We start from the raw sequence: 18,599 nt of genomic DNA, 5'->3' as shown, positions 1-18,599 counted from the left end.
TCGCTACCGTTTTTGCCGTCAAATTTCACTCCGCTCTTAAAAAATTAGCGAAAAAATAGCCCACGCCCAAGTTATCGCAGCTGTGCCGATGGAGACGCAAACGGCGGCAGAGGCGCAGTCTTTGGCGATTTTGGCTAGCGGATGAAAGCCCGGCGAAACGAGATCCACTACCGCTTCGATCGCGGTATTTAGGCACTCGCAGATCAAAACGAGTCCGAAAACCGCGATCAGTAGGGCGTGCTGTGCGGATGAAACGGGTAAAAATAGCGAAATTAGCGCGAACGGAACGATTATGCAAAGCTCAAAGCGAAACGCCGCCTCGTTTTTTAGCATCGCGACAAGCCCCTCGAACGCAAATTTGGAGTTTTTGAAAAAGTTGTATTTTGGTTTCATATTTTGCCTTTAAATTTGCGCAATGATAGCGTAAATTTGCTTTATAAGGCGCTTTTGCGGACGGCGCGGTTATCTAAAATAAACTAAAAGGCGGCCGAATTTACCGCTCAAATTTGATCAAATCCGGCCTGCGTAAATTTACTCCTCGGAAACCTTTGAAGTCCTATAAAGCAGCGCAAACGCCGCCGCTCCGATAAGCGCAAAGCTCGCAACCATCGGCAGTAGCGTACCCTCAAATAGCTGCCCGATCGCGACTCCGATAGGAAGCGAGATAAAGGTCGAAACCGAGCCGATCAGCGCAGCCGCCATGCCAGCGATCTTGCCCATAGGCTCCATCGCCATCGCGTTTAGGTTGCCAAAAAGTATGCTCACGCAAAAAAAGCTACTCATGCAAAACGCCATAAAAGCCCACAGCGGCGGCACTCCGTCATACGCAAGAACGACCGGCAAAAACGCGACCGCGATAACGCAAAACGTCCCCATAGCGCGCATGCTAAGATAGCGCATGCCGTAGATCATCACGAGCTTTGCGTTTATCATCGATGCGGCGCCCAGAGCCAGCGCGTTTATCGCAAAATAGATAGGAAACTCCTCGCCTAGCTTGTAACTCACCTCAAAAATCTGCTGAGCGGTGCTGATATAGCTCAAAAACATCCCAAAAATCAGCCCCAAAACGATCGTGTAGCCTGCGGTACGTCTGTTTTTCACTACCTGCGCGGCTTCGCTTTTTATCAAATTTAGGCTAAATTTATTGCGATTTTGCGCAGGCAGAGTCTCGCTCTGGCGCAGTCCAAACCACGCTAGGCACGCAAACCCCATAAAAGTAAGCATCAAAAATATGCTGCGCCAATTATAAATTTTAAAGATAAAACCGCCAATGATCGGAGCAAGTGCCGGCACGATGATAAAAACTGCCGCGATAAAGCTCATCACGCGAGCCATCGCGCGCCCCTCGTAAAGATCGCGGATAAGCGCCATCGCGATGATCCTAGGGCCCGCAGCGCCTAGTCCCTGGAAAAATCTGCTCGCCAAAAGCGCAGTAAAATCGCTCGTGACGACCGAAATAAATGAGCTTGCCGTAAATATCGCAAGCGCTAGCAGCACAGCGTTTCGTCGCCCGATAAAGTCGCTAAGCGGCCCATAAAATATCTGTCCTACGGCAAAGCCCGCAAACATCGAGGAGATGACGAGCTGGGTTTGATTTATCTGCGTCACGCCAAGATCTAGGCCGATCTGCATGAGTGCGGGCAACATCGCGTCGGTGCTCATAGCTCCAAGCGAGGTTAGAAGCGCCATAAGCGCGATAAATTCTACGAAAGGCAAGGTTTTGGGGATAAATTTCATCTTAAATTCCGCTTTTTGGATTTAGGGGCGATTGTATAAAAAATAAGCTTAAATTTTGAGGTTGGTTTGGGTGGAAATTGGCGCCAAATTAAATTTGATCTATCTAAAAAACTCGGGGTCAAATTTGGAGATCAAATTTAAGTCCGCGCGAGTAAATTTCGCTAAATTTAACGCTTTAGTGAGTAGCAATTTAAGAAATTCGAGATTTGCTGCGAAGTATTTAAAAGTAAAAGATGATGAGCTGGTTGTTTTTGGATTTTATTGAAATGCTTTAGATTGTAAAAATAGAGGATGGTGGTTAGAGGCAGAATCGAACTGCCGACACGCAGATTTTCAGTCTGCTGCTCTACCGACTGAGCTATCCAACCACCGAAAAAGAAAAGTAATTTTAGCCATGCAATACTTAAATCTCGGTTAAAATCCTCAATTCTCGCTATATTTTTGCACGTTGCGCTCCAAAATAGCCAAATTTACTCAGTTGGAATTTTCTAAATTTTAGTGATAAAAATATTGCTTGAGCAGTAATTTGCAATAATCAAAACGGGCTATCAATCTAAAAAGCAAAGTGGTATAAAATTTTACTATTTAGCCGATTCTGCAAATTGTACGCTTGGTTTTAGGCTATGCAAAGTAGATAAAAATTTACGCATATAACGGACAACGGGCTACGATTAGCTAAATTTAACACCGAAAATGGTTTTAAATTTTTTGATTTGGCGAGGCATCTTTATATAAACATTGCGCCAAAGCCGATAATGCGACGTTGCGATGCATGTTTCAGCTAGATTTACTTAGATATATCCGTGCAGCAGAAGCGTTGAAATTTTATAATGCGATTGCATGCTGTGCTAAATAAAATCTCAGCTTGATCTGGCTAACCTCGATAGGCCTATTTATCCGAGCTGTGCAACCTGTTTTTTAAATAGTTCGCCGCGTTGCGCGTAGTTTTTAAACTGATCTAAGCTCGCACACGCGGGACTTAGCAGCGCTATTTCACTAGCGAAATTTACGGAATTTTTAAAATCCACAGAATTTTTAGAATTTTGCGAACCTAAAGTTTTGCCGCTGCTTGCGTTCACACAGGAGCTCTCGCTTTCGGTAGTCGAAATTTTATCCTGCATTAAATTTCCTGCGGAATTCTCGCTGCCTAAGCGTTCTTTTGAAATTTCATTTTCGCAAAAATTTTCTCCGCTTAAATACCGCTTCGAAATTTCGCTCACCGCCGTTTGTAAAATTTCGCAGCGCACGCAAGGGAGTTTGTATTCGTCACATAAAAACATGATTTTATCGGTATTTGAGCCGATCGCGTAAATTTGCAGATCGTATTTTTTAAACTCCGCAAAAAGCGGGTGTAGATCCACTCCTTTATCGTCACCGCCGAGGATCAGATGTATTTTTCGCCCCGAGTAGCGCTTCAGCGCCTGCGCGCACGCATCGATGTTGGTCGCCTTCGTGTCATTGACCCAGACCCTGCCGCGTGCGTCGGTAAATTCCTCGAGTTTATTGCCCTCGATCACGAAGTCGTTCAGTCGCGTGACGTCGCACCTGTCGAATAAAATTTTCTCCACGCATAGCGCCAAAAGCGCGTCGATCAAAAACGGAGTGCGGAATTTTATCTCGCCCGGATTGATGCCGAATTTTTGCGCCAGATCCGCTTCGTCCTCGTAGCAGATCACGCGAGCTAGGCTGTTTTGCGCGGCGGCAGAGCTTTCATAGGCGCACGGGATCAGCGCTACGGAGCCTTCGCGCATCGCTAGCAGCGGTGAGAGTTTGGCGCGCTCATACTCCGCAAAATCGCCGTGCCAGCTGAGATGATCGGGCGTGATCGCGAGCAGCACGTAGATGTCGGGGCGCGCATGCTTGGTGTAGTGCAGCGTAAATGAGCTCGTCTCTAGCACCCAAATTTTGGCGCTTTTATCAAGCTTTGCAAGCGGAACGCCCACGTTGCCGCCCATTTGCGAGCCGTATCGCTCTAGCAAGTGCTGCATCATCTTCGTAGTCGTCGTCTTGCCGTTCGTGCCGCTGATCCAAATTTTAAGACCTTCGTAATCGCCGAAATAATCGTATTCGCTGATTAAATTTCGTGCATTTCGCACCAGCTCGTGATGAGGCGGAAAGCCTGGGCTTGGGATTTCAAGCTCGCTTGCGGCGGGATCGAACTCGCTTGGGTTTAAAAGCGCGTTGCCGAACTCGTCCAGCTTCGGCGCGCCCGAAGAAATTTCAAATTTATCGTCGTAAATCTCCCAGACACCGTCTTTTTGGCAGTGCTCGGCGATCGCTCTGGTCGTAAGCCCGTAGCCAAATAGCGATTTTTTCATTTTTCTCCCCTTTCGCCCCATAAAATTTGAGTTATCTCGCCCGCGCTAAGCTCAGCCGTTTCGCCGTATTTTTCGCGCGCCGTTTCGAAGTCGGGTTCAATTTGCGCTCGCATTTTATCTCAGTTTCAGCGACGTCAGCGCTATGATATTTGCGATCAGCGCTATGATCCAAAAGCGGATTATGATTTTGTTTTCGACCCAGCCTTTAAGCTCAAAATGGTGGTGTATCGGCGCCATCAGGAAAATTCTGCGTTTGAAAATTTTAAAGCTGCCCACTTGCAAGATCACGCTGAGCGTTTCGATGACGAAGACGAAGCCGATCATTATGAGCAAAATTTCATTTTTCGTGATGACCGCGCAGTACCCTAAAAACGCGCCCACGCTGAGGCTACCGCTGTCGCCCATAAAGACTTCGGCGGGATAGCAGTTAAACCACAAAAACCCAAGCAGCGCGCCGATCAGCGCCGAGACGATGATGCAGACCTCGCCCGCGCCCGCGACGCGCGGCAGCAAGAGATATTGTGAGTAGATCGCATGCCCGCAAAGATAGGCAAACACGCCCAAGCTGCAGAGCGAAAACACCGACGGGATGGTCGCTAGCCCGTCTAGCCCGTCGGTTAAATTTACCGCGTTTGAGCTCGCGCTTATCACGATCGTCCAAAATAGCGGCGCGAAGATCCATAAATTTAGCAGAGGGTATTTGAAAAACGGTACGAAAAATTCCCCGCCCAGGTCGCTAAAAGCATAAAGCGTAGCCCCGATCAGAAAAGCTAAGAAATTTTGTAGTGCAAATTTAGCCCGTGCGCTAAGACCTGCGTGGTTTTGGCGGCCTAAAATTTTAGAGATATCGTCCTTAAAGCCAATGTATCCAAAGCCCACCAAACAAAGCAATCCGCAGAGTACGAAGACGTTGTTTAGCTTGGCGCACAGCAGGCTAGCAAGCACCGCGGCGGTAACAAAAACGAGCCCGCCCATCGTGGGGGTTTTGCTCTTTTTCTGATGGTTTTGCGGCGCGAGCTCGTAGATGGGCTGTGCGGCGTGTCTATTTTGCGCCCAGCGGATAAACCGCGGCATAGCCCAGACCGAAAAACAAAAAGCGATAAAAAACGCAAGGCCTGCGCGCGCGGTGATGTATTGGAAGAAATTTATATTCGTAAGATGGTAAAGATAATAAAACAAAGTTTGCCTTTTAAATTTTATGAAATTTTATATGAAAACGCGCATTCTAGTATAAAAGAGGTAAAATTTAGCTTTTAGGACGGATGAAATTTTGCCGCATTTGCCAAAAAAAAGTATAATGCCGCTCGTAAAAACAGCGCCGCAGACCTGCTTTAAAAGACCTGTGCGGCGAAATTTAGACGAAATTTAGGAGCCAAAATGAGGCAAAAGACGATTTTACTCATCACCGACGGCATCGGCTTTAACGCGAGCGATAAATTTAACGCGTTTGCGAATGCGAAAAAGCCCGCCTATGATTATCTTTTTAAAAACGTGCCCAATACGCTGCTGCGCACCTCGGGGCTTGCCGTGGGCTTGCCGCAGGGGCAGATGGGAAATAGCGAAGTAGGGCACATGACGATCGGAAGCGGCAGAATTCTGTATCAAAACCTAGTCAAAATCGATCGTGCGATCGATGAGGGCTCGCTTGAGAAAAACGAAGCGCTACAAAGCCTGCTTTCAAAGTGCCACAGAGTGCACGTCATAGGGCTTTACAGCGACGGCGGCGTACATTCGCATCTGCGCCATTTCGACGCGATCTGCGAGATAGCGCAGAATGCGGGTTGCGAGACCTGGGCGCACGCCATCACCGACGGGCGCGACGTTTCGCCGAGCAGCGGGGCGGAATTTTTAAAGCATCTACAGGTTAAATTTAAAGTCGGCAGCGTGAGCGGGCGCTTTTACGCGATGGATCGCGACAAGCGCTTTGATCGCGTAAGGCGCGCTTACGACGTGCTTATGGGCGAAGCGGCGCCGCTTGAAATTTCGCCTAGCCAGTACATGCTGCAAAGCTACAAGCGCGGCGTGAGCGACGAGTTTATCGAGCCCGCGAGCTTTAACGGCTTTGGCGGTATCGGCGCGGACGACGGAGTGATTTTTATAAATTTTAGAAACGATCGCGCTAGGGAGCTTTGCGCGGCCTTGGGCGATGAGAGTTTCGGCGAATTTGAGCGAAAATTCGTCGTGCAAAATTTAATCACGATGAGCGAGTACGACGCGAGCTTTAAATTTCCTCTGCTTTTTGAGAAGCCCGTGCTTAAAAACACGCTTTGCGAAGTGATCGCGGAAGCCGGTCTTACGCAGCTTCACACCGCCGAGACCGAAAAATACGCGCACGTGACGTTTTTCTTTAACGGCGGCGTCGAAGAGCCGCTTCCGAACGAAACTCGCGTGCTGATCCCGAGCCCGAAAGTAAAAACTTACGACGAGCAGCCGCAGATGAGCGCGCCTGCGGTGTGCGATGCGGTGATCCGCGGCATCGAAGCGGGGATCGATTTCATCGTCGTAAATTTCGCAAACGGCGATATGGTCGGACACACGGGCAATTACGACGCCGCGGTAAAGGCGGTCGAAGCGGTGGATGAGTGTATCGGTAAAATTTTAAACGCGGCGAAGGCGCACGATTACGCCTATGTCCAGATCAGCGATCACGGCAACTGTGAGGCGATGCGAGACGCGGACGGCGAAATTTTAACCAACCACACGACCTTTGACGTATTTTGTTTCGTCGCGGGCGAGGGCGTGCGCGAACTAAAAAGCGGGCTAGGGCTTAGCAACGTCGCAGCGACCGTGCTAAAGCTAATGGGGCTACCAAAGCCCGTTGAGATGGATGAAGCGCTATTTTGAAATTTAAACGGCGCAGCTCGCGAGTAGGTTTAAACTGCTAAAATTTAGGTAAATTTGGATAAATTTACGCTAGAGATTAAAATTTTAACAAAAGGACAAGTATGAAATTTAGTGGAAAAAACGTTTTAATCACGGGCGCAAGCCGCGGTATCGGCGCGCAGATTGCAAGGACTTTAGCAGGCTATGGGCTTAAGGTATGGATCAATTATCGCTCAAAGCCCGAGATAGCTGACGCGCTGCTAGAGGAGATCCGCGCAAACGGCGGAGAGGGTGCGGTGATAAAATTTGACGCGACGAACGAAGCGGAATTTAGCGAGGCGATTGCCCTGATCGCGCAAAGCGACGGCGAGCTAAGCTATCTCGTAAATAACGCGGGCGTCACGAACGACAAGCTCGCGCTTAGGATGAAGCTGGAAGACTTCATGGGCGTGATCGAAGCAAATTTAAGCAGCGCCTTCATCGGCTGCCGCGAAGCTCTAAAGCTGATGAGCAAAAAGCGCTTCGGCGCGGTCGTAAACATCGCCTCGATCGTCGGCGAAATGGGAAACGCCGGGCAGGTCAATTACAGCGCGAGCAAGGGCGGAATGATCGCGATGAGCAAGAGTTTCGCAAAAGAGGGCGCCGCGCGCGGCATCCGCTTTAATTGCATAACTCCGGGCTTCATCGCTACGGATATGACGGACGCGCTAAGCGACGACGTAAAAGCAAGCTACGAAGCGAGCATCCCGCTTAAGCGTCTCGGAAGCACGAGCGACGTCGCTGAAGGAGTTGCGTTTTTGCTTAGCGACGGCGCGGGCTACATTACGGGAGAGACGCTTAAAATCAACGGCGGGCTCTATATGTAGCGTTAAATAGCGGAATTTAAGGTTAAATATTATAGAATTACGCGGTATTTTTTTAAAGGAGTGCTAAAATGGCAGTATTTGAAGATGTAAGAGACGTAGTTGTAGAACAACTAAGCGTTAGCCCGGATCAGGTTAAGCTAGATTCGAAAATTATCGAGGATTTGGGCGCGGACTCTCTTGACGTAGTTGAGCTTGTAATGGCTTTAGAGGAGAAATTCGGTATCGAGATCCCTGATAGCGAGTCCGAAAAGTTAGTAAGCATTAAAGACGTAGTAGATTATATAGAAAATTTGCCTAAGAAATAAAATTTTAAGGAAGCGGTTTTGAAACGAGTCGTAGTAACGGGCATCGGGATGATAACCTCTCTCGGGCTTGACAAACAGAGCAGTTTTGAAAATATCTGTAACGGAAAAACCGGGGTTGATAAAATTTCGCTCTTTGACGCTAGCGAATTTCCGGTTCAAATTGCAGCTGAAGTAAAAGGTTTCGATCCTTCGAGCATAATCGAGGATGGAAAAGAGATAAAAAAGATGGATAGATTTATCCAGCTGGGGCTTAAAGCCGCGGGCGAAGCTATGGATGACGCTAAATTTAGCGGTTTCGATAGCGACGAATTCGGCGTTAGCTCCGCTAGCGGTATCGGCGGTTTGCCGAATATCGAGATAAATGCCAATACCTGCTTGCAGCGCGGCCCTAGGCGAATTTCTCCGTTTTTTATCCCCTCTGCATTAGTAAATATGCTCGGCGGCTTTGTTTCGATATATTATAAATTAAAAGGTCCGAATTTATCCAGCGTTACGGCTTGTGCGGCTTCCGCGCATGCGATTATGGACGCTGCGAGAGTTATCATGATTGGCGAAGCGAAAAAGATGCTCGCAGTGGGAGCCGAGGCTGCGGTTTGCCCCGTAGGTATCGGCGGATTTGCTGCGATGAAGGCGCTTTGTGCTAGAAATGACGATCCTGCGCACGCTTCACGTCCGTTTGATGCGGAGCGAAATGGCTTTGTTATGGGCGAAGGCGCGGCGGCTTTAGTTTTAGAAGAGCTAGAGGACGCAAAAGCGCGCGGCGCTAAAATTTACGGCGAGCTCGTAGGATTCGGCGCTAGCGGCGATGCTTATCATATCACTTCGCCTAGCCTAGACGGCCCGATCCGCGCTATGAAAAAGGCCTACGAAATGGCGGGACGCCCGAAGATTGATTATATCAACGCTCACGGAACGTCCACCGCGATAAACGATAAAAACGAAACCGCGGCTTTAAAAGAGCTTTTCGGCGAGGGGAAGGTGCCTGCGGTCAGCTCCACCAAGGGCCAGCTAGGACATTGCCTGGGCGCTGCCGGAGCGGTAGAGGCTGCGATCAGCCTTTTAGCGATGCAAAACAGCATCATACCGCCTACGATAAATCAAATTTCAAAAGATCCAGATTGCGATTTGGACTATGTGCCAAACGTCGCTAGAAAAGCCAAACTCGATTGCGTTATGAGCAATAACTTCGGATTCGGCGGCACGAACGCATCGCTTATTTTCAAAAGAGTAGATTAATGGCGAGTTATTTGGACTTTGAAAAGTCTATAAAGCAGATCGACGAGGACATTACCGCTGCAAAAATTCGCGGCGATGAAGACGCGGTCGAAATTTTAAATAAGAACCTCGAAAAAGAAATTTCTAAAGTTTATAAGAATTTAAACGAATACCAAAGGCTTCAGCTTGCGCGCCATCCGGATCGCCCTTACGCGATCGATTATATTCGCGCGCTTTTGCAGGACTCTAGGGAGCTTCACGGCGACCGCGCCTTTAGAGACGATCCTTCGATCGTGTGCTATCTGGGCATTATGGGTAATCGCAAAATCGCCGTGATCGCCGAGCAGAAGGGTCGCGGTACCAAAAATAAGCTGAAGCGAAATTTCGGCATGCCGCATCCGGAGGGCTATCGCAAGGCACTGCGCGTAGCGAAACTTGCCGAAAAATTTAACCTTCCTATTTTGTTTTTGATCGACACTCCGGGCGCATATCCGGGACTCGGAGCTGAGGAACGCGGCCAAAGCGAGGCTATCGCGCGAAATTTATATGAGCTTAGCGATCTTAAAACTCCTACGATCGCCGTCGTTATAGGGGAAGGCGGCAGCGGTGGAGCTTTGGCTATCGGCGTGGCTGATCGGCTGGCGATGCTTCAAAACTCAATTTTCTCGGTCATCTCTCCTGAGGGCTGTGCCGCGATTTTGTGGAATGATCCGAGCAAGAGCGAGGCTGCTACGAAGGCGCTAAAGATCACCGCCGAGGAGCTAAAAGAGCTGGGCTTGGTTGATGACGTGATCAAAGAGCCCAAAACGGGCGCTCACAGAGATAAAGACGGCGCGATAAAAGCACTTGGAAACTACGTCTTAACCGAGCTGCACAAGCTAGACGATCTTAGCATAGACGAGCTCATCAGTAGAAGGCAACAAAAAATTTTAAGGTTCGGTGCTTACAAAGAAAACTAAATTTTAAATTTCGCAACTTTTTTTAAAACTAAATTTAATAACTTCACACTCTAAGAGGACAAATGGAAAATACAAATCAAAATTCCGCTCAGACCGCCGTTTCAAATTCTAATCAAAACGGCAGAAAAACTTACGCTAAAACGCACGTTCCCGTCGAGGGCTACCAGATTGAGGAGCTCCGCTCGATGGATCTTGAAAATCTCATCGCCATAGCAGACGAACTTGGCGTCGAAAACCCGCGAGAATTCCGCCGCCAAGCGCTAGTTTTTGAAATTTTACGCATGCAGACGAAGCAGGGCGGCTTCATACTTTTTACGGGGATTTTGGAGGTTACCGCCGAGGGTTACGGCTTTTTGCGCGGCATAGATTCAAATTTAAGCGACAGTGCCAACGACGCCTACGTGAGCCTAAGCCAGATCCGTAAATTCGCCCTGCGCGTCGGCGACATCGTCACGGGCCAGGTGCGCGAGCCGAAGGATCAGGAGAAGTACTACGCGCTCTTAAAGATCGAGGCGATCAATTATAAATCGATCCAAGAGGCCAGAGAGCGCCCGCTATTTGACAATCTCACGCCGCTTTTTCCGACCGAAAAGCTCAAGCTCGAATACGATCCTATGCGCCTTACCGGTCGCGTGCTTGATCTTTTCACCCCGATCGGCAAGGGGCAGCGCGGGCTCATCACGGCGCCTCCGCGTAGCGGTAAAACGGAGCTAATGAAAGAGCTTGCCAACGGCATTACGCGCAACCACCCCGAGGTCGAGCTTTTGGTGCTGCTAGTCGACGAGCGCCCGGAGGAGGTCACCGACATGGAGCGCAGCGTACGCGGCGAGGTATTTAGCTCGACCTTCGATCAGCCCGCATTCAACCACGTCCGCGTCGCCGAGCTCGTCATCGAAAAGGCAAAACGCGCTGTCGAAAATGGCAAGGACGTCGTCATCCTGCTTGATAGCATCACCCGCCTTGCGCGCGCCTACAACACCGTCACGCCTAGCAGCGGCAAAGTCCTAAGCGGCGGCGTGGACGCAAACGCCCTGCATAAACCGAAGCGCTTCTTTGGTGCGGCGCGAAATATCGAAAACGGCGGCTCGCTTACCATCGTCGCTACCGCACTCATCGAGACTGGCTCGCGAATGGATGACGTGATCTTCGAGGAGTTCAAAGGTACGGGCAACAGCGAGATCATCCTCGATCGCAACATCTCGGATCGTAGAATTTACCCCGCGATCAATATCACCAAGTCCGGCACGCGCAAAGAGGAGCTTTTGCAAGGCAGCGAAAATCTGCAAAAAATCTGGGCGTTGCGCTCGGCTATCTCGACGATGGACGACGTCGAGGCGCTGAAATTTTTATACGCCAAGATGCTAAAAACCAAAGACAACACCGAGCTGCTATCGATAATGAACGGCTAAATTTCTTAAATTTAGCCTTATTCTGAAATTTCGCTTCAAATTTAGCGGCATGGCTTACACCGCTTGCCGCAAATACCGCCACGTAGCTTCGTATACGCTTTGAAGGCGCCGCGTCTTTTCTTTCAAATTTCATCATGACAAGTTTAAATTTATTGCGATATTTACTAAACGTTTTGCGCTCGTAGCACGAGGTGCGGCGCCGCTCGACAGAATTTTACTTTGGTAAAAATCCATTCGCAAGATGTAAAGCGTAAAATTTTATGAGGAATTTTGCGCTTTGCTATGCACGGAGCTGGGATGTTTTATTATTTCTAAATTATCGGTTAAGATAAAAACATCGTTTTTATTAAACTATATATCAGATAAAAATTCCCGTAATACCTGTTTCCGTGGTTATCTATATAAAATTCGCACGAGTGTATAAAGTTGGTATTACTATACGGCACACATTCTTTAACGCCTTGCAAATATTGGTTTATGCGGTTATGAACCATATCAAATTCGTAATCTGGATTTTTTGTCTTTTCAGATGGTTGAAACTTATAGCTCATATACTTAATCCCCTCATAATATATGCAATATCTATTCTTTCCTAGCGCTCTTTCAAAAAAAGGTAATATTTTTGCATTCTTTTATACTAAAGCTATCGGAACCATACATACCACCTTTGCAAGTAAATATAAGGGTTTGATTGAGATCATAGTTTATCTTTTTATTACCTTCAAATGGCGTATATGAGTAGTTGCCATTTATATCAACATTTCTATCTGTATGATGATGGACAAAATCGACAAAATTCCAAGGAGCGGTTTTATTTGATATTATTTTATTCGTAATTTTATTTAAACCAATAGTTGAGTTTAAATCATCAAATAGGCTAAAAGTCTTAGTATCCATATGCTTTTTAAATATTTTGTCTAATGTATAAATAAGTTCATTGAAGCTTAAATTTTTATCAGGAGCATAAAATGTATCATAATGGTAATATACGCAATCATTAAATTCTTCCTGTACGAAATTTTGTACCATCTCATCTTTACTAAGCCATTTTAGATCGCTGAAGCTAAACCCGCTGTAATTAAGCGCGCCGACGATCACACAAACGCCGAGCGCGGCGATTAGGGCTTTGGATAGAAATTTAAGAGCTTTCAAAATTTACTCCTTTAGCAAAACGCTAGTTAAAAATATGGACCTAACGGGCTGCGATGTTAAGCGACCTTTTTAAATTTAAGCTCACACAAAGAGGGCTAAATTTAAACCTATGCCACCTTTAAATTTAACCGAATCGCTTCCTACTTCCCGCTGAAAAACAGCAGATTTGCCATTATGATCACGATCGCGACGGGCGCTACGAAGCGCAGCGAAAAGTACCAAATTTTAAATCCAAGCTCGCCCATATCGGCGCCGAAAAGCCCGCGCAGGCGCTGCGCGTCCATCACGAAGCCAACAAAGATCGCCGAGGTTAGCGCGCCCAGAGGCAGCATGACGTTTGAGCTTACGAAGTCCAAGCAGTCAAAAAAGCTCGCGCCGAAAAGCTTAAACCTGCTCGCATAATCCGCGTGCATCGATAGCAGCGAGCATGCGCCTAGCACTGCTATGGCGCACCCCGAGATGCAGACTGCGCGCAGGCGCGAAATTTTAAACCTGCCGATGAGATAGAAGACGAAAGGCTCGATCATCGAAACCGCGCTCGTGATCCCCGCGAAAAAGAGCGAGACGAAAAACGCGACTTCAAGAACCTGCCCCGCTAGCCCCATTTTTGCAAACATCGTAGTGAGCGAGACGAACACAAGCCCCGCACCCTGCGCGGGATCGGCGCGGAATTCGAAGATGAAGGTAAAGACGATGAGCCCCATCATCAGCCCGATCGCGATGTTGATAAATACGATGTTTACCGAGCTGCGTACCAGCCGCACCCCCTCGCTAAGCGACGCCGCGTATGCCGCGATACAGCCGACGCCCACGCACAGGGTAAAGAGCGCGAGTCCGAGCGCGGAGAGGACGGAGCTAACGGTGATTTTGCCAAAGTCTGGGTAGAAAAGAAATTTCGCCGCCGCGCCGAATCCCTGCATCGTGCACGCATACGCGAGCATCGCAAGCAGCAGCACGAAGAGAAGCGGCATCATCACGACGTTTAGCCGCTCGATACCGCTTTTGATGCCGCGCGCGACGACGGATAGCGTCAGCACGAGCGCAAGCGCGTAAAAGCCGAGGCTCGTGGCTAGCGAATGCGAGATGAGATCGTCAAAGACGGCGCCCGCTTCCTCGGCGGTTGCGGGCAGCGGAGAAAAGCCCAAAAATATGTAGCGGATCACCCAGCCGAGAATCACGAGGTAAAAGGACAGCACCAGCATGCCGCCCGCGATGAAAACGCCTCCCGCGCGCCATTTTCGTCCGCCCCGCGGCGCAAGCGTCTCGTACGCGCTCGGCAGATCCCTCCCGCTTAGCCTGCCCAGCGCCATCTCAGCTAGAAATACGCTAAAGCCCACGCCCAGCGTGAGCGCGAGGTATAAAAGCACGAAGGCGCTGCCGCCGTTTTGACCCACGAGAGTAGGGAATTTCCATGCGTTGCCAAGCCCCACCGCGCCGCCTGCGACGGCAAGTATGAAGCCGATTTTGCTAAATTTATCGTTCATTTTCGCTCCGATGATTTTTAAATTTTAAAGCTGCGGAATTTTAAAATTCCAAACTATCTACACAAACTCGCCATGAAATTTGGCGCGCTACTTTTGGATCGCTTTGACGCTAAATTTTAAAATTCCGCAGCGTGATCAGACGCGGCTACGCTACGGCGCCTTTGCCACGCGCACCGATCGCCATGTGGGTTGCCGCGGTCGCGCCGAAGGCTGATTGTCGCTACATACTTTGACCCTCCTCTATCTAAACATAAAATTTTAAACTATCGCTGCAAGGCTAACGGATCGCGGCAAGTTCGCTATGAAATTTGGCGCGTTTCTTTTGGCTGCTTTAGCGACAAATTTTAAATCCACGCTATCCATCCGCTTTGTAAAATTTAAAAATTTAAAATTTTTAGCTGATTGAGCGCGATCACTACGATCGCGACTGGCGCCACGAAGCGCAGCAGCACGAAATACCACAGCTTAAAGCCCATTCGTCCCATATATGGGCGCAGTAGAATTTCGACGGCTCGTTTTTTGATCACGAATCCTACGAAAATCGCCACGATTATGCCGCTAAGAGGCATTAAGATATTCGAGGTTAGGTAATCAAGCACGTCAAAAAAGCTCTTGCCACCTAGGCTAAAATACTCGCTCGTGCCCCCGTAATAACCCAAAATGCAGCATATCCCTAAAACATACGTCACGGCAAAAACTAAAAGTGAAGCGCGCTTTCGGTTTAGCTTGCGGGAGTTTACGAGATAATAAATCGCAGGCTCCAGCATCGAAATTGCAGAAGTAATCGCTGCAAATAATAGCGAGGTGAAAAATAAAAAGGCTAGGATGTTTCCGATCGCACCGAGCTTTGAAAAAAGTACCACCAGCGAGACAAACACTAGCCCTGGGCCTTGCGCTTTGGGATCGCCGCCGAATTCAAAGATGAAAGTAAAGACGATAAGCCCCATCATCACGCCGATTAAGACATTAATGCAGACGATATTTATGCTTGAGGTTAGGATATTAGTGCGCGCAGGCAGGCTTGCAGCATAGGTTATAATCGTAGTAACGCCAAGCGAAAGCGTAAAAAATGCAAGTCCTAGCGCTGAAAGAACACTATCCTTATTAAGCTTGGAAAAATCTGGCACCAGTAGGAATTTCGCGCTACGTCCGAATCCATCGAAACTCGCGGCGTAAATTAGCATCAAAACCAGCAAAATAAATAGCGCGGGCATCATCCAGACATTAAGCCGCTCGATGCCGCTTTTGACACCTTTAGATACGATGAAAAAGCAAAACGCCGACGCTATGGTAAAGCATATCGCCACGCTTGAAAAGTCACTACCTAAAAGTGCGTTAAACGCTGCGCCGCTTTCATCTATACTTTTTGGCAGATAAAAAGCGCTTGAGACCACGTATTTTAGGATCCAGCCCATTACGACGCTGTAAAAAGCATAGATCAAAAGCGCACTAATCATAAAAAATCCCGCGTATTTCCATGCGCCTTTGTATGAGGGTGCGAGCTTTTCAAATGCGCGCACCGGATCACTTTCGCTTAGCCTGCCGATGACGATCTCGGCTAAAAAAATCACGAAGCTAACCAAAAGCGTTAGTAAAAGATATAGCAAGATAAAGGCGCTGCCGCCATTGGTGCCTACTAAAGTGGGAAATTTCCACGCATTACCGAGCCCTACGGCGCTGCCCGCGACCGCGAGAATGAAGCCGATTTTGCTAAATTTATCATTCATATTATGCCTTGTAGCGGAATTTAAAAGGGCAATATTAGCAAAATCTAGCTTAACTCGCCAAGCTAGCCGGGTGGAATTTAGGCAAATCCGCTATAATGCCGCGAATTTTAAAGGAGATAAAATGAAATCGATAAAAGAAGTGATGCTCTCTCGCCACAGCTGCCGTAAATTTTGCAGTGACAAGCTAAATAACGAGCTTGTGCGCGAGATACTTGAACTTGCGCGCTTAAGTCCCAGCTCATGCGGATTGGAGCCATGGATGATGATGATAATCTCGGATCCTTGCGAGCTAAAAGAGCTTTCTGTAGCCTGCAACAGCCAGCCACAAGTAGCCGAGTGCTCGCACGCCGTGATTTTAATCGCGCGTAACGATCTGCGCGTGGGCGAGGAGTATTTAGAGCGCACCGTTCGCCGTCGCGCAAACACTTCGCAAAAATATGAAGCTGCGATGAATTATTTCCGCGCGAAATTTGCGGACTTAGACGACGAAGCGCTGATGAACTACGCGACCAAGCAGCTTTATATCTTAGCGGCAAATATCGCTAATATTGCCGAGGGCTTTGACGTGTGCTCGTGCATAATGACCGGCTTTGACGCCGCAGCTTTAGAAAAATTCTGCGCTTTAGAGGCGAAATTTCGTCCTGCAATCGTCGTGGCTTTGGGGCGTGGTGAGCCTAGCAAATACCCGCACACGCGCTACGAGCTGGATGAAATTTTAATCTCTCGCGGCGGCAGCGAAAAAAGATAAAATGGGTCTCTTCTGCTTGCAGAGCTAGGCGCGAGCTTTGTTTATTAAAAGCGTCGTTTTGCGAAATTTTATCGGTTTAAAAGTGCGATAGCGTTAAAATGCGATTAAAATTTCAAAGGATAATCATGCAAGTCAAACTTCTAAATTTCACTCCGCTTTGGGTCTGCTCAAACGCGATCCGCACCTGCTGGCAGAGCTTTGAGCGCGGCGATTGCGGCGGCGCCAAAGACCTGGCGCTAATTGATCGCGTCGGTAACCAGCTCAAGCACTCAAGCACGCTCGAGCACCTCTATTACAATTTCTACATCAGCGGCATCTCTCGCGCGCTGCTTCAGGAGCTGGCACGCCACCGTCTAGCAAGCCTTAGCGTAAAATCCACTCGCTACACTCTCAAAGAATTGCGCGGCGAGAATAGCTTCGCGCAAGGGGATTTCGAAAACGCCGCGCGATACATCGTACTTACGGGCAATGAAGCGGTCGATAACGCAAGTATCGCGGCTCTTGAAAATCTGCGCGTAATCTTACAAACCCCAATCAGCCTTGATATCGCCAAATACTGCCTGCCCGAGTGCTACAAGAGCGAGCTTAGCTGGAGCATAAACGCGCGCAGCTTGCAAAACTTCCTCGCTTTGCGCTCTAGCAAAGCTGCACTTTGGGAGATACGCGAGCTTGCGGGTAAAATTTACGATGCGCTGCCGCAGGAGCATAAATTTATATTCCAAAGCTGCATGGCGGGCGAGAAGACGCAAGGCGAAGAATAGCGAGCGGGATAAAATTTAGATACAAAAGGGCTGCGATGATAAAACTTACGCAGATGAGAGCGGCTTTTGAAAAGGAGGAGCCGAACGCGCTTTATCTGAGCTACCTGGGATGGGTACAAACCCTGATTCCGTTTTGGAAGCAGGCTGCTGCGAGGATCGCGGAGCTAAGCGGCACGGCGGATGAAAAAAGAGATAAGCATTTGCGAGCTATCGACAATTCTTTGCAGCTTTTGCAAGCTTGGCGGTTTAAAAAGATAAAATACGTGCAAGCAAGAAGAAGAGAGATTGATAGCGCCATAAGTTTTATTCGAAACGGCGCCTTAACGCAGCGGGCATGCAGATACGCCTTCGCGCCCGTTTGCAGAAATTTAGCGGGCATTTTGCGTAGCTTTTTATATGTTTCGACTTTCGGCTATTCGGACGAGCAGCTTCCGACCGTATTTGCTCAAAAAATTTACGGCATTGCGCTGTGCCACACCCTCTTTCCCTTCGATACAAGCGATTTTGTGTATTATCTGCCGCGAGAGAAATCTATCCATACGCAAGACCCCGCCGATTTGGATAACTGGCATTTGATGATGGAGATAGCGGGCGGCGATTTAGGGATTTCTGCGTTGATTGAGCGGCTAAACGAACGCGCGTATGAAATTTGGACGAATTACAAAACGCCGTTTGAATGGAAATACGACGAGGGGGTTTGGGATTTGGAATTTGAGAATGTTTCAAAAAGGCTGCACTATGCGGGCTTGCGGGCTTTTGCAAGTCTGAATAAAGCGGAATAAAAAACGCGCAAAATTTTAACCGCTTTTAAAATTTTATTCGCGGGCGGTAAAATTCTGCGAGTTTTTAATGCGGGTAAAATTTAAAATTTGTTTGAGCGGGTTTTTTTAGCGGCCTGCGGTATCAAAATTTTAGCCGCCGTGCATTTTACGACTTGCGGCATCGCGCCGAGAATTGCAGCGGCGACGAGCCGAAAACTGCTACGGTGAGCTATAAATTTAAAGGACGGATTATGAAAAATCTAGCGCTTGTGATGTTTGGCGGACAGACGCACCTCGATTTTGTGGGATTTTACGATTGTATGCTAAGGCTTAA

Annotated in this window: 16 protein-coding genes and 1 tRNA gene; 9 read left to right on the top strand and 8 right to left on the bottom strand. The window is 48.3% G+C overall.

Going from position 1 to position 18,599, the window contains the following annotated elements; all coding sequences use genetic code 11:
• Nucleotides 1–36: 36 nt before the first annotated feature.
• The 5 genes from Q0117_RS03115 to mraY all read right to left on the bottom strand — a co-directional run bounded on the left by Q0117_RS03115 (nt 37) and on the right by mraY (nt 5,234).
• Entirely contained in the window at nt 37–393 is a 357-nt protein-coding gene (locus tag Q0117_RS03115) for a diacylglycerol kinase (protein ID WP_297922394.1), read from the bottom strand.
• 138 nt (nt 394–531) lie between these two features.
• Complete coding sequence (locus Q0117_RS03110) at nt 532–1,737, bottom strand: multidrug effflux MFS transporter (RefSeq protein ID WP_297922391.1); 1,206 nt, start codon at nt 1,735–1,737, stop codon at nt 532–534.
• Between the two features lie 292 nt (nt 1,738–2,029).
• Nucleotides 2,030–2,105 (bottom strand) — tRNA-Phe (locus Q0117_RS03105).
• A 525-nt stretch (nt 2,106–2,630) separates the two neighbouring features.
• The gene (murD, locus tag Q0117_RS03100) at nt 2,631–4,055 is read right to left on the bottom strand and encodes a UDP-N-acetylmuramoyl-L-alanine--D-glutamate ligase (RefSeq protein ID WP_297922388.1); all 1,425 of its coding nucleotides are present in this window, start codon (nt 4,053–4,055) and stop codon (nt 2,631–2,633) included.
• A 114-nt stretch (nt 4,056–4,169) separates the two neighbouring features.
• Entirely contained in the window at nt 4,170–5,234 is a 1,065-nt protein-coding gene (gene mraY / locus Q0117_RS03095) for a phospho-N-acetylmuramoyl-pentapeptide-transferase (RefSeq protein WP_177386640.1), read from the bottom strand.
• 198 nt (nt 5,235–5,432) lie between these two features.
• Between mraY and gpmI the strand changes: the two genes are divergently transcribed.
• From gpmI to rho, 6 genes are all read left to right on the top strand, one after another.
• On the top strand, nt 5,433–6,899 hold the full coding sequence (gpmI, locus tag Q0117_RS03090; protein WP_297922385.1) for a 2,3-bisphosphoglycerate-independent phosphoglycerate mutase: 1,467 nt from the start codon (nt 5,433–5,435) through the stop codon (nt 6,897–6,899).
• Nucleotides 6,900–7,000: 101 nt separating this feature from the next.
• Nucleotides 7,001–7,744, top strand: a complete 744-nt coding sequence (gene fabG, locus Q0117_RS03085) for a 3-oxoacyl-ACP reductase FabG (protein ID WP_297879893.1) — start codon at nt 7,001–7,003, stop codon at nt 7,742–7,744.
• Nucleotides 7,745–7,812: 68 nt separating this feature from the next.
• Complete coding sequence (gene acpP / locus Q0117_RS03080) at nt 7,813–8,049, top strand: acyl carrier protein (RefSeq protein WP_005873350.1); 237 nt, start codon at nt 7,813–7,815, stop codon at nt 8,047–8,049.
• 18 nt (nt 8,050–8,067) lie between these two features.
• On the top strand, nt 8,068–9,285 hold the full coding sequence (locus Q0117_RS03075; RefSeq protein WP_297922381.1) for a beta-ketoacyl-ACP synthase II: 1,218 nt from the start codon (nt 8,068–8,070) through the stop codon (nt 9,283–9,285).
• Entirely contained in the window at nt 9,285–10,223 is a 939-nt protein-coding gene (accA, locus tag Q0117_RS03070) for an acetyl-CoA carboxylase carboxyl transferase subunit alpha (RefSeq protein WP_297922378.1), read from the top strand. Before Q0117_RS03075 ends, accA begins: the two co-directional genes overlap by 1 nt.
• A 62-nt stretch (nt 10,224–10,285) precedes the next feature.
• Entirely contained in the window at nt 10,286–11,632 is a 1,347-nt protein-coding gene (gene rho, locus Q0117_RS03065; RefSeq protein ID WP_005873347.1) for a transcription termination factor Rho, read from the top strand.
• Between the two features lie 603 nt (nt 11,633–12,235).
• On the opposite strand, the gene Q0117_RS03060 is transcribed toward rho, so the two are convergent.
• From Q0117_RS03060 to Q0117_RS03050, 3 genes are all read right to left on the bottom strand, one after another.
• Complete coding sequence (locus Q0117_RS03060) at nt 12,236–12,784, bottom strand: hypothetical protein (protein ID WP_297922375.1); 549 nt, start codon at nt 12,782–12,784, stop codon at nt 12,236–12,238.
• Nucleotides 12,785–12,924: 140 nt separating this feature from the next.
• Complete coding sequence (locus tag Q0117_RS03055; RefSeq protein WP_297922372.1) at nt 12,925–14,268, bottom strand: sodium-dependent transporter; 1,344 nt, start codon at nt 14,266–14,268, stop codon at nt 12,925–12,927.
• A 377-nt stretch (nt 14,269–14,645) separates the two neighbouring features.
• Nucleotides 14,646–15,995 carry a sodium-dependent transporter gene (locus Q0117_RS03050; protein ID WP_297922369.1) on the bottom strand — a complete coding sequence of 450 codons (1,350 nt, stop codon included), beginning with the start codon at nt 15,993–15,995 and terminating at the stop codon, nt 14,646–14,648.
• A gap of 121 nt (nt 15,996–16,116) precedes the next feature.
• Between Q0117_RS03050 and Q0117_RS03045 the strand changes: the two genes are divergently transcribed.
• The 3 genes from Q0117_RS03045 (at nt 16,117) to Q0117_RS03035 (ending at nt 18,286) form a co-directional block, all read left to right on the top strand.
• Nucleotides 16,117–16,743, top strand: coding sequence for a nitroreductase family protein (locus tag Q0117_RS03045; RefSeq protein WP_297922366.1), 627 nt, complete (start codon nt 16,117–16,119; stop codon nt 16,741–16,743).
• A 125-nt stretch (nt 16,744–16,868) separates the two neighbouring features.
• Nucleotides 16,869–17,504, top strand: coding sequence for an FAD-dependent thymidylate synthase (gene thyX / locus Q0117_RS03040; RefSeq protein WP_297922363.1), 636 nt, complete (start codon nt 16,869–16,871; stop codon nt 17,502–17,504).
• 35 nt (nt 17,505–17,539) lie between these two features.
• A complete protein-coding gene (locus Q0117_RS03035) occupies nt 17,540–18,286 on the top strand; it encodes a hypothetical protein (RefSeq protein WP_297922360.1) in 747 nt (248 codons plus the stop codon).
• Nucleotides 18,287–18,599 lie beyond the last annotated feature (313 nt).

The sequence above is a fragment of the uncultured Campylobacter sp. genome, from assembly GCF_937997535.1.
Lineage (GTDB): Bacteria > Campylobacterota > Campylobacteria > Campylobacterales > Campylobacteraceae > Campylobacter_B.
This window is presented reverse-complemented; position numbering and strand designations above follow the sequence as displayed.